15 protein-coding genes, 6 pseudogenes and 1 other annotated feature are annotated in these 16,382 nt (G+C 36.2%); of the genes and pseudogenes, 14 read left to right on the plus strand and 7 right to left on the minus strand.

The features are described from left to right. Positions 1-182 precede the first annotated feature (182 nt). The 5 genes from HX124_RS13570 to HX124_RS13590 all read left to right on the plus strand — a co-directional run bounded on the left by HX124_RS13570 (position 183) and on the right by HX124_RS13590 (position 3,571). Positions 183-608, plus strand: coding sequence for a hypothetical protein (locus tag HX124_RS13570; protein ID WP_086196712.1), 426 nt, complete (start codon positions 183-185; stop codon positions 606-608). 21 nt (positions 609-629) lie between these two features. Continuing rightward, positions 630-998, plus strand: coding sequence for a hypothetical protein (locus tag HX124_RS13575; protein WP_086196711.1), 369 nt, complete (start codon positions 630-632; stop codon positions 996-998). A 195-nt stretch (positions 999-1,193) separates the two neighbouring features. Then, complete coding sequence (locus HX124_RS13580; RefSeq protein WP_086196710.1) at positions 1,194-2,120, plus strand: hypothetical protein; 927 nt, start codon at positions 1,194-1,196, stop codon at positions 2,118-2,120. 164 nt (positions 2,121-2,284) lie between these two features. Further along, a complete protein-coding gene (locus HX124_RS13585) occupies positions 2,285-2,743 on the plus strand; it encodes a hypothetical protein (protein WP_086196709.1) in 459 nt (152 codons plus the stop codon). A gap of 363 nt (positions 2,744-3,106) precedes the next feature. After that, positions 3,107-3,571: a hypothetical protein gene (locus HX124_RS13590; protein ID WP_086196708.1), complete on the plus strand. Its 465-nt coding sequence runs from the start codon at positions 3,107-3,109 to the stop codon at positions 3,569-3,571. Between the two features lie 127 nt (positions 3,572-3,698). On the opposite strand, the gene HX124_RS13595 is transcribed toward HX124_RS13590, so the two are convergent. Both HX124_RS13595 and HX124_RS13600 read right to left on the minus strand, forming a co-directional pair. Next, a complete protein-coding gene (locus HX124_RS13595; protein ID WP_286383515.1) occupies positions 3,699-3,998 on the minus strand; it encodes a hypothetical protein in 300 nt (99 codons plus the stop codon). Positions 3,999-4,000: 2 nt separating this feature from the next. Then, the gene (locus HX124_RS13600; protein WP_286383516.1) at positions 4,001-4,933 is read right to left on the minus strand and encodes an IS5 family transposase; all 933 of its coding nucleotides are present in this window, start codon (positions 4,931-4,933) and stop codon (positions 4,001-4,003) included. 56 nt (positions 4,934-4,989) lie between these two features. Here HX124_RS13600 and HX124_RS13605 point away from each other — a divergent pair. From HX124_RS13605 to HX124_RS13620, 4 genes and pseudogenes are all read left to right on the plus strand, one after another. Then, positions 4,990-5,271: pseudogene (locus HX124_RS13605) on the plus strand (transposase); the annotation flags it as partial. A 255-nt stretch (positions 5,272-5,526) separates the two neighbouring features. Beyond that, entirely contained in the window at positions 5,527-6,894 is a 1,368-nt protein-coding gene (locus HX124_RS13610) for an MBOAT family O-acyltransferase (RefSeq protein WP_286383517.1), read from the plus strand. After that, positions 6,881-7,960 (plus strand): SGNH/GDSL hydrolase family protein, encoded by a 1,080-nt coding sequence (locus tag HX124_RS13615; RefSeq protein ID WP_286383519.1) that lies wholly within the window; start codon positions 6,881-6,883, stop codon positions 7,958-7,960. The genes HX124_RS13610 and HX124_RS13615 overlap by 14 nt, the downstream gene beginning before the upstream one ends. Before the next feature lie 25 nt (positions 7,961-7,985). Then, positions 7,986-9,257 (plus strand): SGNH/GDSL hydrolase family protein, encoded by a 1,272-nt coding sequence (locus tag HX124_RS13620; RefSeq protein ID WP_286383521.1) that lies wholly within the window; start codon positions 7,986-7,988, stop codon positions 9,255-9,257. 330 nt (positions 9,258-9,587) lie between these two features. Here the strand turns inward: HX124_RS13620 and HX124_RS13625 are convergent. The 4 genes and pseudogenes from HX124_RS13625 to HX124_RS13640 all read right to left on the minus strand — a co-directional run. Next, positions 9,588-10,088: pseudogene (locus HX124_RS13625) on the minus strand (IS3-like element ISAba29 family transposase); the annotation flags it as partial. A 37-nt stretch (positions 10,089-10,125) separates the two neighbouring features. After that, entirely contained in the window at positions 10,126-11,112 is a 987-nt protein-coding gene (locus HX124_RS13630; protein WP_004278529.1) for an IS110 family RNA-guided transposase, read from the minus strand. Between the two features lie 239 nt (positions 11,113-11,351). Beyond that, a pseudogene (locus HX124_RS13635) lies at positions 11,352-12,061 on the minus strand (IS3 family transposase); the annotation flags it as partial. Further along, positions 11,670-11,786 (minus strand) — a sequence feature (AL1L pseudoknot). (Overlaps the previous pseudogene by 117 nt.) A gap of 49 nt (positions 12,062-12,110) precedes the next feature. Next, positions 12,111-12,419, minus strand: a pseudogene (locus HX124_RS13640) (IS4-like element ISAba33 family transposase); the annotation flags it as partial. A 96-nt stretch (positions 12,420-12,515) separates the two neighbouring features. On the opposite strand from HX124_RS13640, the gene HX124_RS13645 reads away from it, so the two are divergent. From HX124_RS13645 to HX124_RS13655, 3 genes are all read left to right on the plus strand, one after another. After that, on the plus strand, positions 12,516-13,052 hold the full coding sequence (locus tag HX124_RS13645; RefSeq protein ID WP_114392582.1) for a hypothetical protein: 537 nt from the start codon (positions 12,516-12,518) through the stop codon (positions 13,050-13,052). 20 nt (positions 13,053-13,072) lie between these two features. Continuing rightward, entirely contained in the window at positions 13,073-13,510 is a 438-nt protein-coding gene (locus HX124_RS13650) for a hypothetical protein (protein WP_286383522.1), read from the plus strand. A gap of 80 nt (positions 13,511-13,590) precedes the next feature. Further along, positions 13,591-14,076: a hypothetical protein gene (locus HX124_RS13655; protein ID WP_114392578.1), complete on the plus strand. Its 486-nt coding sequence runs from the start codon at positions 13,591-13,593 to the stop codon at positions 14,074-14,076. A 42-nt stretch (positions 14,077-14,118) separates the two neighbouring features. Here the strand turns inward: HX124_RS13655 and HX124_RS13660 are convergent, their stop codons facing one another. Continuing rightward, the gene (locus tag HX124_RS13660; RefSeq protein WP_228254472.1) at positions 14,119-14,721 is read right to left on the minus strand and encodes a hypothetical protein; all 603 of its coding nucleotides are present in this window, start codon (positions 14,719-14,721) and stop codon (positions 14,119-14,121) included. Between the two features lie 146 nt (positions 14,722-14,867). Here HX124_RS13660 and HX124_RS13665 point away from each other — a divergent pair. Beyond that, positions 14,868-15,266: pseudogene (locus tag HX124_RS13665) on the plus strand (transposase family protein); the annotation flags it as partial. A gap of 69 nt (positions 15,267-15,335) precedes the next feature. Continuing rightward, positions 15,336-16,304 (plus strand): annotated as a pseudogene (locus HX124_RS13670) (IS3 family transposase); the annotation flags it as partial. Between the last annotated feature and the right edge of the window lie 78 nt (positions 16,305-16,382).

Genomic DNA, 16,382 nt, shown 5'->3' on the forward strand with positions numbered 1-16,382 from the left:
ACCATCGACTCAAGTTTCTATTTGCAACAGTGCCTTAAAAGGAAATATTCACACGTATTTCAATATATTGTGAAGCAAAAATAAATTTATTTTGAACGTGAATTTTAAATAGTTTTCAGATACATTATGTATCATAAGTTGTTATTTTTAATTAAAAAATAATTTGGGTTTAAAGAGGGAATATGAAGTTTATCATTCAAATCGGGCTAGCGCTGACTTTTTTATTTGGCTCCATGCAGATCAATGCAGAAGTTTCAATCAATAAATTTATGAATGCTTCTCAGGCTTCGGCATCATTCAATTGTGCTTATAAAGGTAAAGCTGCCAGTAAAAAGTGTGTAGTCACACGTTCAATGGTGAAAGCATCAATTGATTCAGTAACAAAGCAAATTTACGGGGCGAATGAATCCTTACCATTATTGACTATTAGATGGCCAGATGGGGATGTGAGTCGTTATCTAGGTATGGATAGTTGGGAGCTTAAAAACTTGGGTGATCAAAAAACCTATCGGCTAAAAACATTGAACACAGATGAAAGTCAGCTTGATCTTAGAAGAGGGGTGATTATTCAGAGTGATGTATCTACTGAACATGTACGTTTTTGGTAAAAAACCAATGGTTGGGAAAAAATGAAAAATTTAATCAGAAGTTTCTTTGCAGTTATCGGTCTTTCGATTGTGACTATATCAGCACATGCACAATCCTGCTCCGCACTGAATTCACAATCTAGTCAGCGCTCAGCCATGTATCAGCCTAGACTTTCATTTGAAGTGACAGGTCAAAAGGGTTTTCGGACTTATTTTTATACGGCACCCACTGAACAGTGTAAACAAAAAAGTCTTTTTTTGATTCCTAAAGATTCCATCATTGCTTATGAAGAAATTCGTATCAGTAATCAGACATGGATCAGCGTCATGTATGTTCGCAACGATGGATCTACAGTTGAGGGGTGGATGAAAAAGAAAGACTTTAAACAAACGGGAAAAATAGGTTTCTAAGTATGTTGTATCCATCCCTAGAAGAACAAACCAAAATTGCCAATTTCTTATCGATTATCGACTAAAAATTTAAGTTTTAGCATAGTAAATTGAACTAGCTAAAATGGGGAAAAAGGCTTTTTATAGTAGAAGTTTGTTTAAGGGAAAACATCCCATTTAAAATTTTATGAAACGTTACATCGAGTTAAAAAAAAGATGAAAAATGCATGGTTAGGTAGTGTTACTGGGATTGTATTAGGTGGTGCAGCAGTATGGGGTTATTTAGGGTATAGCGGGCAGTCGACTGCAACAGCTACAGTTCAACAACCCAAAACCACACAGCAATCACCTGAATCAAAAAAATCTGGTTTCCTTAGTCAAGACTTGGTGGATGCACGTTTAAATGAATTAAGTTTTAAAGAAGTTATGCGCCTATTTTACAAAGATAATATGCGTAATGTTTTTGTAAATGAAGGTGAACTTGAAACACAAAATTTTGTAGCAATTGGTTCGCCAGATGAAGCTGGTGAAAATACCGTTGCGATCATGCATCCAATTATTAACTATCGAAATATGGAAGGTGAAGCACGCTTTTTAGTCATGATTGAAAAAGTGCAAGTGATGGAAAATGGGAGTGTGGTGAGTTGTCACGCTTGTGTCGGTAGTTTGGACTTATATAGCTTTAAAAAACTCACTAATGGACAATTTCAAATAGTCAGTAAGAGCCAACCCGAACAAGAATATGGCGGCAGCTATGGACGTGTACATTTAGATCGAGAACAAATTCTAAATAATATGCAGCCGATTGGTAAGAAACTTATTGGCAGCTTTTATCAAAGTAGTTATACCAGCACAGGTGAAACGAGTAGTTCTTGGAACGTGATTCACTTACCTGAAGATGATTTTATTGGTGCTTATGGTGTCGCTGACGCAGCTGGTGACAATGCAGGAAACCATGAACCCGAATCTCCTTTGCATTTTAGCTTCGACAGTACGATTCAAGTCCTTGACAATGGGAAAAAATATTTTCCAATCCAAGTCAATTATAGTGGGGAAAAACCCAATGCAGACTTCAGCAGTATTGAACCGGCCAATCAATCGTTGGTTGTGAATTACAATGCAGAGAAAAAAGAATATCAGTAATCAAACTCAACCAGTGCTGAAATGGGTGCCATCATCTTTTCTAAAGAGATGAGAAACCATAGCCACATTTGACAGCTATTTAGAATAGGGTGACATATGTGCAGCTTAAAAATTCTACAGTGCTGTATCAAGTGGATAACAGCACAATAAACTTAGGGGTAAAAATGAAACAACTCTTTATTTGTATTACAGTGTTATGTCCAATGTTAGTGGGTGCACATGCTTTTCAATATCAAAAAACCCAGGGAGAGCTAAAATATTACACAGGACAAACCAATTTAACCGGTACATATTCACGGAATCTTGATCCTGAGTATGTGGACTATATGGGGGATGATGTGTGCTTTTATCCAGACAAAAAATCATCATCGTTAATTCCTCGACCTAAAGGCGACACACGTATTGCATGGTTCTGTTTTTCTAACTTTGAAACAGCAAAGAAAACCTTTAAATTGCCAAACAGCATTAAGAAAGGCTATTGTACGTATGAAGGTAAAGCTACAGTAACCATCAAAAACTATAGATTACTCATTGCAGAAACTGAAGGATATGATTCTAGTCACTTAGTGAGTGCGAAAAATATAACACCAGCCAAAGCTATGAAATGTGAATCTTATAGTTAATCTCTTTTTATAAATTTAATTAGTAATTTATAAAGCAAATTGGACAGCATACAGCGAATAACCGTTGGTATAGCGATGAGAGTAATTGCTGATGTTTGTCCATGAATATGACATATGTATGAGAATTATTTTTAGTGGATAGTTGAAAAATCAATAATTACTTAGACACCCATTCTTATTAAAGATGGACACTTTGACAAATATTCTTATAAACCAAAGTGGCTATTACATGCATTCAAAATGATCCTCTTATTATTATAAAAAGCTTCACGCCACGCTGTTATACAAATATGCAAATTTTTCTTGTGCTTAATATTAATAAACATTAATATTTATTTTAAATATCAAATACTTTAGTAAAATATGAAATTAAAAATTTTTCTAACTGCATTATGCATTTTATCTTCGGGTACAGGCTATGCCAACTCCTCTCAGCAGGAAAAAATAAATTTTGTTAAAAAAGTATATGAAGATCACTTAAATGAAGACTTGATGGGGATTGATGTATTAAAGCTACATGCATCCAAAGAATTGCGCTTACTAATTCAGAAGCGAGATGCTATTGCAGATCGTCATGAAGGAGATATGTGTGAATGGGTGCGTCAAGTGCTTATTCCGGGCAATGATTATGATGTTCGTGCTAATAAAATAAAGTACTCGGTACTACCAAATGGACGTGTACGCGCACAGGCTAAAAATTTCGGAGAAAGTTTTCATGTTGATTTTGATGTGAAATGTGATGCTCAAGGATGTAAAATTACTGACGTTTATGATCCAGGAAGTTATAGAAAAGAACTAATATCTATTGTGAAAAATGGTACATGTTAATATATCTAAATTTCCCTCAATTTAGAATTCTTAATAAGAATATTTGATAAAATTAACTTAGTTAAGAAAAGAAATTTCTTGTAAGCATAATGGAGATTAGTTGATGTACTAATCTCCAATTACAACATTAAAAATCATGACATTCCGATGGGATTTCCCAATCAATCAGACCTGCCGAGTCATCATATGTAGCAATTACAGTACAAGAAGATGTGATATGCCCACCTCTAATTACTCCAACTTTTACTTTATAGGTGGCCGAATTACTTGTTTCTTTAACAAACTTCAAGTCTTCAATTTCAGTGACTTGAAAAAGACTATCTACTTCGGCAGCACTATTTATTTCATAATCTAAACTTTGATTTTCATCAATTGCATGGCTTTGTTGCACAAAGATTTGAAATACAAAGCCCCCTAATTGAGCCAAATTTAAGGCGTAACTTGAGTAAGTGGTCGACCTAATTCCGTAAATCTGTTGAGGACTGCTACACGTGCATGAATTTCATTGACTTGGCTATCAAATTTTCTTGCACTGAGTTTATCTCCTAAAAATTTAATGCAGTACATCTTAGTTTCAACCAAACTTCGCCGATGATAGCCTGACCATTTTTTCCATAGTGTCCTGCCTAAACGTGTAACTGTTCGAAGTAATTCATTTCGCTCTAGCGAGCTACTCTTTGTATCTTTCCATGGTTTCGCATTTTTTCTAGGTGGAATCACCGCATGTGCTTGCCGATCTGCAATGACCTGACGGCATCGTTTTGTGTCATAAGCACCATCTGTATAGATAGAATCGATTTGTTCATCTAAAGGGATTTGAGCAAGTAAATCTTCCAGTACCTGTGAATCACTGACATTATTTGCGGTGAGTTGTACAGCACGTCTTTGAAGGGTTTCGGCATCGATACCAATATGAAGCTTACGCCATTGGCGACGATATTCAGATCCATGTTTCTTACGCTTCCATTCACCTTCACCTAAAAACTTTAGGCCAGTAGAGTCTACGAGTAGATGGAGACCACCACTACTTTTTTGATAGCAAATTGCAATATCGATATGCCTTTGTCTTCTGCACAGTGTGGTGTAATCTGGAGCTATCCAATTTAATCCGCAGAGTTTAATCAGACTTTGCACAAAGCCAGTAACCATACGTAAAGACAGACGAAATAAGGATTTAATTATTAAGCAGCATTGGATGGCTGCGTCGGAGTAGGTTTGATTTCGCCCTTGTTTGCCTTTTGATGGCGCATACCATTGCGTAGCAGGATCAAACCAAAGGGCAATATTTCCGCGACTCATGAGTGCTCGGTTATATGCGGGCCAATTGGTTGTGCGATAGATTTTGTGTGTAGGCTTCTTCATTTGAAAATTATATCGCTGAAAAAGCCTTTACAGATAGGTTTGTGCAACAAAGCCGTCAGGAAACGAAGCATAGATTAAAAGATCAAGGTATTGATTTAATTACCTATCATCGAAAGAACATGCAGTCTATACAGCTTTCTGAATCTGATGGATATCACTTGAAACAGCGCAATAAAATAGAAACCTTATTCAGCTTATTGAAAGGTCAATACAATCTGGTTACAAGCAAATCACGTAGTATTTCTGGATTTCTCAGTGGAATCTATGCATCGTTATGCGCATATCAACTTACCCATCAAAATAAGCCAAAAATTCAAATTATGGGATCAATGGCTTAAACAGGATTCGGGTTATTTAATGAGTTTATCTTAAGTAATGTAATAAATTTATTAATAAATCTAATAAATATTTTTTTAAAAATAATGTTATATTTGGGTAATTTTTTGTAACTGAATAAAAAAATGTTTTCTTTTTTATCTATAGAATTCGCATTGTCGTTTATTCTATTTTTTGCAATTTATTGGGTATTTAGGAATAAGCCTCAGATTCAGAATCTGATTCTCGTTATTACAAGTTATTTGCTGGTTTTTTTGATGGCTGGTGGGTTAGCTATCATCATTTTACTTGTCTTTAGTCTGATAGTTTATTTAATATCTATATTAATGGATCGATATGTTTTAATTAAGAAAAAATTATTAATTTCTGGAATTGTAATAACATTAATTCAGCTAAGTATCTTTAAATATTATGATTTTTTTAAACCTATAGTTTCTGAATTTTTAGATAAATTTAATTTAGATAATTCCGGATTGGCAGCAAATTTAATTTTACCTTTAGGCATTTCCTATTACTCATTCCAAGCGATTAGTTATTTGGTTAGTCGTTATAGGAATGAAATAGATTGTCCTAGATTTAATTTAATTCAACTTTTAATGCATTTTTCATTCTTTGTAACTATAACTGCCGGCCCTATCGCTCGTGCTCAGAATGCAAAGGGGCTGACTGATATTAGTGGCCAGTCTTGTGGAATGAGTACACAGATAACGACGAATCAGCCCCGTAAAATTTTATTACCGAGCTTGGCTTTAATACTTCTGGTTTTAGCGTTAATAAAAAAATGGTGGATTGCGGGTTGGATTGCGGATCAATGGGTAAATCCCGTATTCGCTAATCCAATGCAATATCATAGTTTAGAAATATTAGCTGCGATTTATGGTTATACCTTGCAGCTATTTCTTGATTTCTCCGGCTACAGTGAAATGATGATCGCTTTTGGCCTGCTGTTGGGTTTTAGATTACCTGTAAACTTTAGAGCTCCATTACTTGCCCACAACATTCGTGATTTTTGGGATAAATGGCATATCAGTTTGTCTACCTGGATCCGAGACTATATTTATATCCCGCTAGGGGGAAGCCGGGGTGGTTTTACACTAACCCAATTAAATCTAGTGATTGCAATGGTGTTATCAGGTATCTGGCATGGTTCAGGATGGAATTTTTTTATCTGGGGATTGTTACACGGCTTAGCATTAGTACTGCTTAATATCTCAGATAAAGTCTATCAAAAGGTCTTTAAAGTAGACATAAAACATGCACGTGATGCTTTTGCAAAATCAAGTTGGATAGGTAAAACCACTAGCATATTTTTAACAATCACCTTTGTTAGTTTTTGCTTTGTTTTCTTTAGAGCCAAAACCTTCGAAGAGGCATTGCAGGTATTTAGAGCCTTATTGAGTAATCATATTAATGTCCAATGGACTAGTAACCCATTATATTTACTTACTTTATTAACGATAGCCTGGGTAATTTACCCATTTGTTTATCGGGCATTAAGTAATTTAAGTTCATATCAACGAAAGATCCCAAGATATGCATTGCTAGTACCGCTCTTCGCTATTTTCATCACTATTATCATTTGTGCACCCTCTGGAATTCCTGGATTTATATATGCAAATTTCTAATGAGTCAAAACTGCTAGAGCTTGAATATGAAATTAATGCTCAGGAATTTAGTCCAGCTGATGATCATGTTCAGAGTTATATTTTTATTCTGGTTACCCTGGTTTTTTTTGCATTTTTATCAATTTGGATTATGCAAAATTCAGTCAATGCCTATTTTCAGCAGACTTACCATAGAGAAAGTCCTTTAACTAAGTTAGATAAATTTGAAGTATGGACATTCGGTGGGCAGATTGGCAATCTTCTATATACGAAACATGGCTTGGATAAAGCCATGATTGGTCAATTGAATACAGACATCATAAATCGATACAATGAGCATTATGCTTATACACCAGAATATCGCCAATACTTACTACAACTTGAGAAACAAGAAAAAATTAGATTAGTGAAAGAAGAACAAGCAAAGGCACACCAAGCTTTACTTGACCAATTTACCTTGACCAAAACTGACCAAGTTTTCTTTGCAGGTGACTCATTAATGCAGGGAGTTGCACCGCACGTGCAAAAGCATTTGCAAGAAAAATTTGATATTAAAACCATTAATTTAAGTAAACAGAGTACAGGCTTGTCGTACCCTAGCTTCTTCGATTGGCCTAAAACAATTCAAGATACTATTTCTGCAAATAAGCAAATTAAAGTTTTAGTCGTGTTTTTAGGAGCGAATGATCCTTGGGATATGCCAAACCCTAAAGGTGGAAGTTACCTTAAATTTCAATCGCCTGAATGGGAGACTGTTTATCGTTCTCGCATTTCTCAAATTATTCAAACAGCCAAAGAAAATCGAATTAGTGTGATGTGGTTGAGTCCACCAAACATGAAAAAAGATTCGTTGAATCAACAGATGGTATATTTAAATCGAGTCATTAGTGATGAAGTGAAAAAGCATCAGGCATTTTTTATTGATTCCAGACCATTACTCGGTGGAAAAAACGATATTTACAATGAATATGTTACTAAAAATGGAAATTCTATTAAAATGCGTAGTGCTGATGGAATCCATTTTTCAACAGATGGTCAGAAACTGATTGCACAAGTTATTTCAAGCCATCTAAAAATTATTCATTAAAGTCAATAAAATACAGGTTAAGTCTATGTTGATTAAAAAGTCAGTTTATTTAGGTGTATTTTGCATTTTAACGATCGGATCACCAGTTTACGCTAGTAATTTGACCAATTTTAATGATCCTAATACCGACCAATTAATGACTGCTTTTAAAAATAAATCTGTTCATATTGTTCAATTCGGTGATTCCCATACAGCGGCTGATGTAATGACAGGAACGTTAAGGTCTCAATTACAAAACCGGTTAGGAAACGGTGGAATGGGGTGGGGAATGCCTATGTATTTTTCTGGGCAACGTTTAGTCCGTTATGGGTACGATAACAATGGTTGGGAGCCAATCTCTAGTCGCCAGCAACGAGATCAAAATTATACTTTGGGGGGCTTAATCGCTACCCCTAAGTTTAATGGAGCAACTTTAACCATTAAATCAAAACAAAGTGAACTTTCGCAAAAAATCAAAGTAAATTTAAGGCAGGCTGCAACGGATGGTAAGTTTTTGGGCCGAGATGCACAAGGGCATCAATTTGAGATTGAAGCCCCAATCAAAAACAATACCTGGCAAACAGTCGAGTTTGTGGCACAGCTACCATTTACCATCACTGCTTCAAATGCAGAGCAATCAGCAATTGGGGGATGGTGGGCAAAAAATCAAAATGGTGAGGGTGCTGTTGTTTCAGCATTAGGAATTAATGGAGCAGAATTATCATATTGGAATCGCTGGAACGAGGGATGGCAGCAAAATTTAAAGAGCATCTCGCCTGAATTGATTATTATTGCTTATGGAACAAATGAAGCATTTAACGACAATATTGATGTTGATAAGTATAAAAATTTATTAATTTCGAAAGTTGATCAGATCCGTGTAGCGAGTCCTGATACTGCCATTATGATTGTTTCAGCACCAGAAAGCTTAAAAAATATCGCGGGTCAATGTGGGATAAGACCAATTAAATTAACTGCGATTCAAAATGTGCAGTACCAAGTTGCACAGCAAAAGCATACTTTGTATTGGAATTGGCAACAAGCTATGGGGGGGGGATGTTCGATGAAATCTTGGATTAATCAAGGTTTAGGTCGAAAAGATGGGGTTCATTTTTCAGAAGCAGGTTATCAAAAATTAGGACAAGCATTGGCAGAGGATCTACTGTCTTTTGTAGGATTACAACAAAGTTATAACACTGCTACGAATACAGAAGTTAATGTGGCGAAATCTTCACAGCAGTATAAACCTTCAACAAATACAGGATATGCGAGTATTTGCTTGGAAGGAACTAAAGAGTGTAAAAGTATAAGCTTTTAACAATTGAATTATTATAGTCTTAGATTAGCATTTGAAGTGCAACACCATGTTGTTGCCATAATACCTGACTCGGACTGTTGAAGCCGAGTCTTTTTCTTGGGCGATGATTCAAACGTTAAGTGATTTCTGCAATATATGCATCCGTATAGGCGTTTAAATATATTAGTTCAAACTTGATCGTACATACCTCTTGAAAAAGAGAAAGTTACCCGTTTTGATAAAGGTGTCGAAATCTTAATCAAAAAAAGGTAACTTTCTTATGTTGTATACTAATAATCAAATCATCAAAACTGAACCGTACCGGGTTTGTCGGAGACTTTTTTATTTAAGTTAGGCCACCTGACCTAACGGGTTAATCTTATCATAGTACATTGCTTCAAACTCAAAAGGCGATACATAACCCAGTGCACTGTGTACACGCTTTTTATTGAACCAATCTACCCAGTTTAGTGTCGCAAGTTGTACATCTGCTAAACCTTGCCAATCTGCTTTTAAATATTCAATCACCTCTGTTTTGTATAAGCCATTCACCGTTTCAGCCAAAGCATTATCGTATGAATCACCAGTCGTACCGACTGATGCTCGTAAATTTGCTGCTTCTAAACGATTGGTATAACGAATGGAAAGATATTGCACACCTCTGTCGGAATGATGAATCACATTCTTTGGCATGCCTCGATCGTGCAATGCTTGCTCAAGTGCATCGAGCACCATATCTGTATTCATCCGTGTAGATACTTTCCATCCAACAATTGCTCGTGAGAACACATCAATAATAAAGGCGGTATAGACCCAGCCTGAGTGAGTTTGAATATACGTGAAGTCAGCGACCTGAGATACCGTCTTGGTAGTCAATCAGGTTTTGAGATTATTCGACCAATAAATAATCTCTTTGATAGGCAGTCTGATGTTTTAAAACGCCATAACACAGATGTATAAGCTTGCGCATTGCAGCACCTAAAGCACACATTTTATTTTTACCCTGGCTTAATAATCGTTGATATAAAGCTTCAATGTGTGGATTATATTTAATCGCTGTTAATGCTGACATATACAATACTGAGCGTATTTTACTGTCACCTGCTTTTGATAAGTGACTTTGCTTGTTGACTGAACTGCCAGACAACTGATGTACTGGAACCAAACCTACATATGCAGCAGCTTGACTTGCTTTTTCAAACTTGTGCGAATGAAATAACCCCAACAGTAATAAGCCTGATCGTTCACCGATTGAAGGAATAGTTTGCAGTAATTTCAAATCCTGTTTCAATGTTGGATCTTGATCTATGTGATTATTTATTAACTTATCAATATGTTCAAGTTGCTGATTTAAATACTCAATATTCTCTTCAAGTAATTTAATCACAACAACGGAGGTATGAGTGGACTGCGCCTTTTCAAGTCGATTCTTTTCCTGCAATAGACTACCTAGATAGACATCTCGTCTGCCTAGTAAAGCTTTTAATAATCTGACATTTTCAGGTTCAGGCTGCCATATGATTAACTTTGCGGTGTAACCATAACGTGAAAGAGCTTCACTATCAGCTTTATCCGTTTTATTTAGCATGGACATGCCTTTGGCAAAGGCTCTTACTCGTGAAGGATTAGCCACACAAACCTTTACACCTGCATCATATAGATAATATCCCAAATTCTCATGATAAACCGAAGTCGCTTCCATGATTGCTGTCACTTGATCAGGTTCAATTTTAAGAGTGATGAGCCATTTGAGCAGACTGCCAAAGCCACTTTCTGTATTAGTAAATATTTTATTTTTTCTTTTTCCAGTCAAACCTTGAGGGAAAATGCAACAATCTATTTTGGTTTTACTGACATCAATACCTAGCATAATCATGGTGATATTCCTTGAGTTTAAGCTATGATTTTTATCCCATTAACCATCATCTTACCTTGTGAATACAGCATCAAAGTGCTTAGTTACCGTTCAGAGTTGTATGAGGGATAAGGGCAAATTGTAGGTTTTATCTCAGGTTCAAATTTAAGATTTTAGCAGCACTCCAAACTCTACAATTTGCGTATAGTGGTAGCTAATCACTATATCAATCAAGATACAAGAAGCACTGCTTCGCAAGGGTCAGGATGATCAGCACTAAAATTACGTTTCACCAAGTCATCCATTCGTTTTTGATCATCTCTGCTACGGGTAGTTTGTTTATTCTTACCACGCCAAACACCTTGTATACCTAGCTTTTTCATTAATCGAGCAACAGTACAACGTACGATAACATAACCTTCACGTTTCAATTGTTGCCAGACCTTACGCACACCATATCCACCTGAACTTTCTTTCCAAATTCGTTTAATTTGTTCAGCATGATGCTCATCATGTAGATCTCGTTTCGCTCGATGTTCTGGATTGTCAGCGAGATCTAAAGTTCGGTAATAGGTTGAAGCTGCGATCGGTAAAATCCTACAAATCGCATCAACACCATATAAGTCTTTATTGTTATGGATGAAATCCACCATTATTTGTGTGGGCGGTCGAGCTCCGCCTGGGCGAAAAAAGCGGCTGCTTTACGTAGAATTTCATTGGCACGCTTTAATTCTTTAATTTCACGTTCCATTTGCTTCATTTTTTCTTGATCAGATATCTGTTGTACTTTAATAGGATTTTGCTGATCTAAATGCTTTTGATGCCAAGCACGAAGTGTTTCAGGAGTACAACCAATCTTAGGCACAATTGCTGTGATTGTAGCCCAATACGATGGATAATCTTTTTCGGATTCAATCAATAATTGAACCGCTCTTTCTCTGATTTCAGGGGTATATTTTAATTTTGTCATCGGGATAGTCTCTCAGAATATTGACTCTCCGACAAACCCGGTACGGTTCAATATCTCGTTTTCCCCATTTCCAGTTGGTTTTATCCAAAGTTAATTGGACTTTATCGAATAAAAATATATTGAAAATTAACTGAGAAATTTGATGATAATCGAAATACTGATCTGCAAATAAGCGTTGTATACGTCGATAAAATGATTGTGGTAAGCACTTGATGGGTAAGGCTTTAGATGCAGAAGAAAGATTACATGTCTGTATTACAATTAATGCAAGCATAATCAGTGTAAAACATTTTACATGTGACTTGTTCCACTTTAGATATTTGTTTAAGATGAGATATAACTCATTGAAATGTTTCATCATATTCGTCTTTACAAAACAAGTATTATGCCATTATTTCAATGAGTTATCTTTTTTGTCGTGTACAAAGCGATAATTTAATAAGGGGCTTATTCAGTGAAATTATCAAAATTTGTCTTATTGGCAAGTTTACTTGCTACAACTACATCTGTTTTTGCAGATGACTTTATTTCTGCAAATGGGGTGAAGCTTACAGTAGGCGATTCACTAAAAACGGTTACAAGCAGACTAGGCAAACCTTCAGAGAAAGCAGCAGGGTTGATTATCTGGAAGCTAAAAAATGGCAATAAAGTTGCAGCTCGTTTTGATCAATATGGCTTAAGTAATGCAACATTAAGTGGAAACGTGCCTACTGATTATTTATATACAGATGGTATTAAGATTTTCCTTAATAAAGAAAGCATTAGCACCATTGAAAAAAAGCTTAAATACGGTTGCTACCATGAGGGCTGGGGTGAGGGTGCAATTGCAGACTATGTTGTGAGAAGTGGTCCAGAGGGTTCAATCAATCTGATTTTTAATACTTGGGGTGGGGACATAACAACCAAGCAATTAAAAAGCCAAAAAGTATCAGCGCTTAGCTTGGGTGATGATGAACCATTTGGTGAACAAAAATATTGCCACGATCAATAAGAAACTTAAAGGGCTCTAAAATGAAAAAATTAATCATCGGACTTGCCGTTGCTGCCTGTAGCCATTCATTATTCGCAGCTTGCCCAAGTCAGAGCAAAACGGTATTCAACTGCACAACGACCAATAACAAAGTGATTCAGGTCTGTGATGCAGGCAATACGATTAGTTATTCATTTGGTAAGGCAAATGCCACGCCAGAGTTGGCGATTGCAGTTCCTCGCAATAAAGTCACCACCTATCAATGGGAGGGATTTGGTCGCTATGAGAATTATGCGATTAATATTGCGAATGGAAAAACCATATATCGGGTCAATGACAGTCTGGACAAAATGTCTCAACAATATACGGCTGGCGTTGAAGTTTCCAATAACGACAAATTACTTGCCACAGTGGAATGTGCTGCCAATAAAAAAATAACCAGTAAAATTCAGGGCATTAAACTTCGTCCTGAAATGTAATCCTAGTTTTATCTTTCTCTAGGTTCTTATTTCATTTTCTCGGAATAAGAGCCTGAATTTTTTAAATAAATGGTGATCCAATGAGATTATACTATCTTATCGGGAGTCTGTTGCTTGTCGCTGGGTGTCAGGATGCCTCAAACCATAAGACAAATGTAGACTCCACTGAAAAGGCTGAAGCGATTCAGGAAACCCAGCCTGTGAATGATACAGATGATCAATATAGTGCAGACGGCTTAACCCGTTATGAGAATGAAAGAGTAGAGGAAATGGAAACACCTCAAATCCCCGAAGAAGCTCCTGTACGAATCGACTTACAATTAAATCCTGCATGGGCTGAATATGGTTTAGGTATGATTGATGTTCAATCGACAACAGATCAGGTAACGATTGAAAAAGTGATTCTCAATCGGGGACAGTGTAGTGCAATTGATAATTCAATTAAAATGCCTGTCACTTTAAGCTTTGGTCATACCTATCGAGGCTATATCAATAACTGTAACTTGGATAAAATCATTGAAATTCAAATTAATACAAATTTAGGTAACTGGACATTTAAAAGATAATAAAAGAGAAAATGTCAATATTGGCATTTCCTCTTTTAAAAATTATGGATGAGCAAGTAAAGCTAGTTTCTTGCCAACCAGTGCGTAAGATTGAGTATTCACAATTGATGGGCAGCAAGAGGGATCATTTTCTGCATATTCATGGTTCTCAATAGTAATAATGCCATCTTTACTGATGTTGGTGACTTTAGCATCCAAGCCTAGATTGAGATCAGTTATAAAATTAATCTGGTCTTGTTGGTCAGTCGTAAAAATAAAAACTTCATAAGTCATAGTTGTTGAATGGCAGTTTGTTTCCTCACAGAAACTCGCCTCAACAACGTAATCAGTCTTTCCATCCTGATTAAGATCGGACTTAATAATATTTTTTGCGTTTAATGCATATTTAAAATAATCGTCATCTGTAGCAGAACGTCTGGATTCTTCATTTAAGAATTTAATCGATTCAGCAATTTTATTGTCAACCAAAGTTTCAATGCCTTGAAGAGTAGGTTTATTTTGAATAATCTTTTCTTCAGTTTGAGCTGTAACCGATTGTTCAGATTTCTCATTTTCAGCTTGCGGCAGAACTTTTTTAATATTGTCACATGCAGTTAATAGAGTTGCACTACAGAGTAGCATAAGCGTAAAAATAAAGGGTTTCATATAGGATTCCATTAAAAAGCCTACATAATTGGAAAACTATGTAGGCATAAAAGTTATAAAGTTACCCCAATCTCAACTTTTTAAGTGATTGAAATAAAAAGGACATAACCCTATTTTAGTTTCCACCAAGAAATTAAAGAAAAGTTATGTCCATTGAAGAATTTATCATTTTTGTCTATGTAATCATAGAAGAACTTTACCCCATTGTTGTTATTCAGCCCCTGAGAACTCGTGGTTTTCCGCCTGCTGTTACTGATTCAGAAATCATTACTATGCAAATAGTAGGTGAATTTCTTGGTTTAGATACAGACAAAAATATTTGGATGTATTTCAAAAACAATTGGTTAGAATGGTTTCCAAAATTAGGATCTTATCCCAATTTCTGTAAACATTGTGCAAACCTGTGGCATGTCAGTCAATCCATTATGGCACAGCTCATTCAGCGTTATGGTTCAGATAACATTCACTTTATTGATGGCTTCCCACTCCCTGTCTGTGGTTATACCAGAGCTAGAAAGCATAAAAACTTTAAAGAATACGCAGGGTAATCCCCCCTAAAAATAATTGCGTTTAAAAGTAGAAAATCGAATAACCTTGATTTAAGGAGATTTTCTATGAAAACATCTAAGTATTCAGACAGCTTGATCATGAGTATCTTGAAGCAAGCTGAAGCAGGAACACCCATACCAAACTTGTGCCGCGAACATGGTATGAGCTCTGCTACATTCTACAAGTGGAAGTCCAAATATGGCGGCATGGATCTTTCAATGATGACGCGGCTTAAAGAACTTGAGGCTGAAAATCCCCCGTTTAAAACGCATGTATGCTGATGAGCGGCTAAAGTCAGACATCTTGCAAGATGCACTTTTAAAAAAGTTTTAAGGCCTGTTCAGCGAAAGTCACTTGCTCAGCAAGCTACTGAGCAATTTAAGATTTCAATCAGCATGGCCTGCTTAATTTTTAAAGTCAGTCAAACGTGTTATCGCTATAAAGCTCGTTTGGATCAGGAGAATATTCAAATCGCAGATTGGCTGATTAAACTGACCAATGAACATAAGACTTGGGGCTTCAAACTCTGCTTTTTGTATCTACGTAATATCAAAAACTATCAGTGGAATCATAAACGTGTCTATCGCATTTATAAGGAGCTTGAGCTTAATTTAAGAATCAAGCCTAATAAGCGGATTAAACGAGAACAGCCAGAACCCCTTGCAGTACCGACAGCTAAGAATGAATCATGGTCAATGGACTTTATGCATGATCAACTCAGTGATGGACGTAGTTATCGAGTTCACAACGTGATTGATGACTATAATCGCGAGTCATTGGATATATTGATTGACTTTTCATTGCCAGCAGAACGCGTGCTGAGAGCACTTGATCAGCTCATTGAATGACGAGGCAAACCTAAACGCATTAGAACCGACAACGGCCCAGAGTATATAAGTGAGCTGATGGAAAAGTGGTGTGATCAGCATGGTATTGAGCATGTATTTAGTCAACCAGGCAATCCACAGCAAAATGCATATGTTGAGCGATTTAATCGTACAGTACGTTATGAGTGTCTAAATCAGTATTTATTTCGTAAGCGTCCGCTGAACCCCATGCCTATTTTTTAATTCGATTTAGGTTTCCAGCGGTGTGGTAACAATTCTTCAATC

Source organism: Acinetobacter sp. 226-1 (assembly GCF_030329325.1).
Classification (GTDB): Bacteria; Pseudomonadota; Gammaproteobacteria; order Pseudomonadales; family Moraxellaceae; genus Acinetobacter; species Acinetobacter sichuanensis.

Bases quoted from the DNA above. Each gene is read 5' to 3' on its own strand.
- HX124_RS13570 (WP_086196712.1), top strand. From the start codon at position 183: ATGAAGTTTATCATTCAAATCGGGCTAGCGCTGACTTTTTTATTTGGC.
- HX124_RS13575 (WP_086196711.1), top strand. From the start codon at position 630: ATGAAAAATTTAATCAGAAGTTTCTTTGCAGTTATCGGTCTTTCGATT.
- HX124_RS13580 (WP_086196710.1), top strand. From the start codon at position 1,194: ATGAAAAATGCATGGTTAGGTAGTGTTACTGGGATTGTATTAGGTGGT.
- HX124_RS13585 (WP_086196709.1), top strand. From the start codon at position 2,285: ATGAAACAACTCTTTATTTGTATTACAGTGTTATGTCCAATGTTAGTG.
- HX124_RS13590 (WP_086196708.1), top strand. From the start codon at position 3,107: ATGAAATTAAAAATTTTTCTAACTGCATTATGCATTTTATCTTCGGGT.
- HX124_RS13600 (WP_286383516.1), bottom strand. From the start codon at position 4,933: ATGAAGAAGCCTACACACAAAATCTATCGCACAACCAATTGGCCCGCA.
- HX124_RS13610 (WP_286383517.1), top strand. From the start codon at position 5,527: ATGGCTGGTGGGTTAGCTATCATCATTTTACTTGTCTTTAGTCTGATA.
- HX124_RS13615 (WP_286383519.1), top strand. From the start codon at position 6,881: ATGCAAATTTCTAATGAGTCAAAACTGCTAGAGCTTGAATATGAAATT.
- HX124_RS13620 (WP_286383521.1), top strand. From the start codon at position 7,986: ATGTTGATTAAAAAGTCAGTTTATTTAGGTGTATTTTGCATTTTAACG.
- HX124_RS13630 (WP_004278529.1), bottom strand. From the start codon at position 11,112: ATGATTATGCTAGGTATTGATGTCAGTAAAACCAAAATAGATTGTTGC.
- HX124_RS13650 (WP_286383522.1), top strand. From the start codon at position 13,073: ATGAAAAAATTAATCATCGGACTTGCCGTTGCTGCCTGTAGCCATTCA.
- HX124_RS13655 (WP_114392578.1), top strand. From the start codon at position 13,591: ATGAGATTATACTATCTTATCGGGAGTCTGTTGCTTGTCGCTGGGTGT.
- HX124_RS13660 (WP_228254472.1), bottom strand. From the start codon at position 14,721: ATGAAACCCTTTATTTTTACGCTTATGCTACTCTGTAGTGCAACTCTA.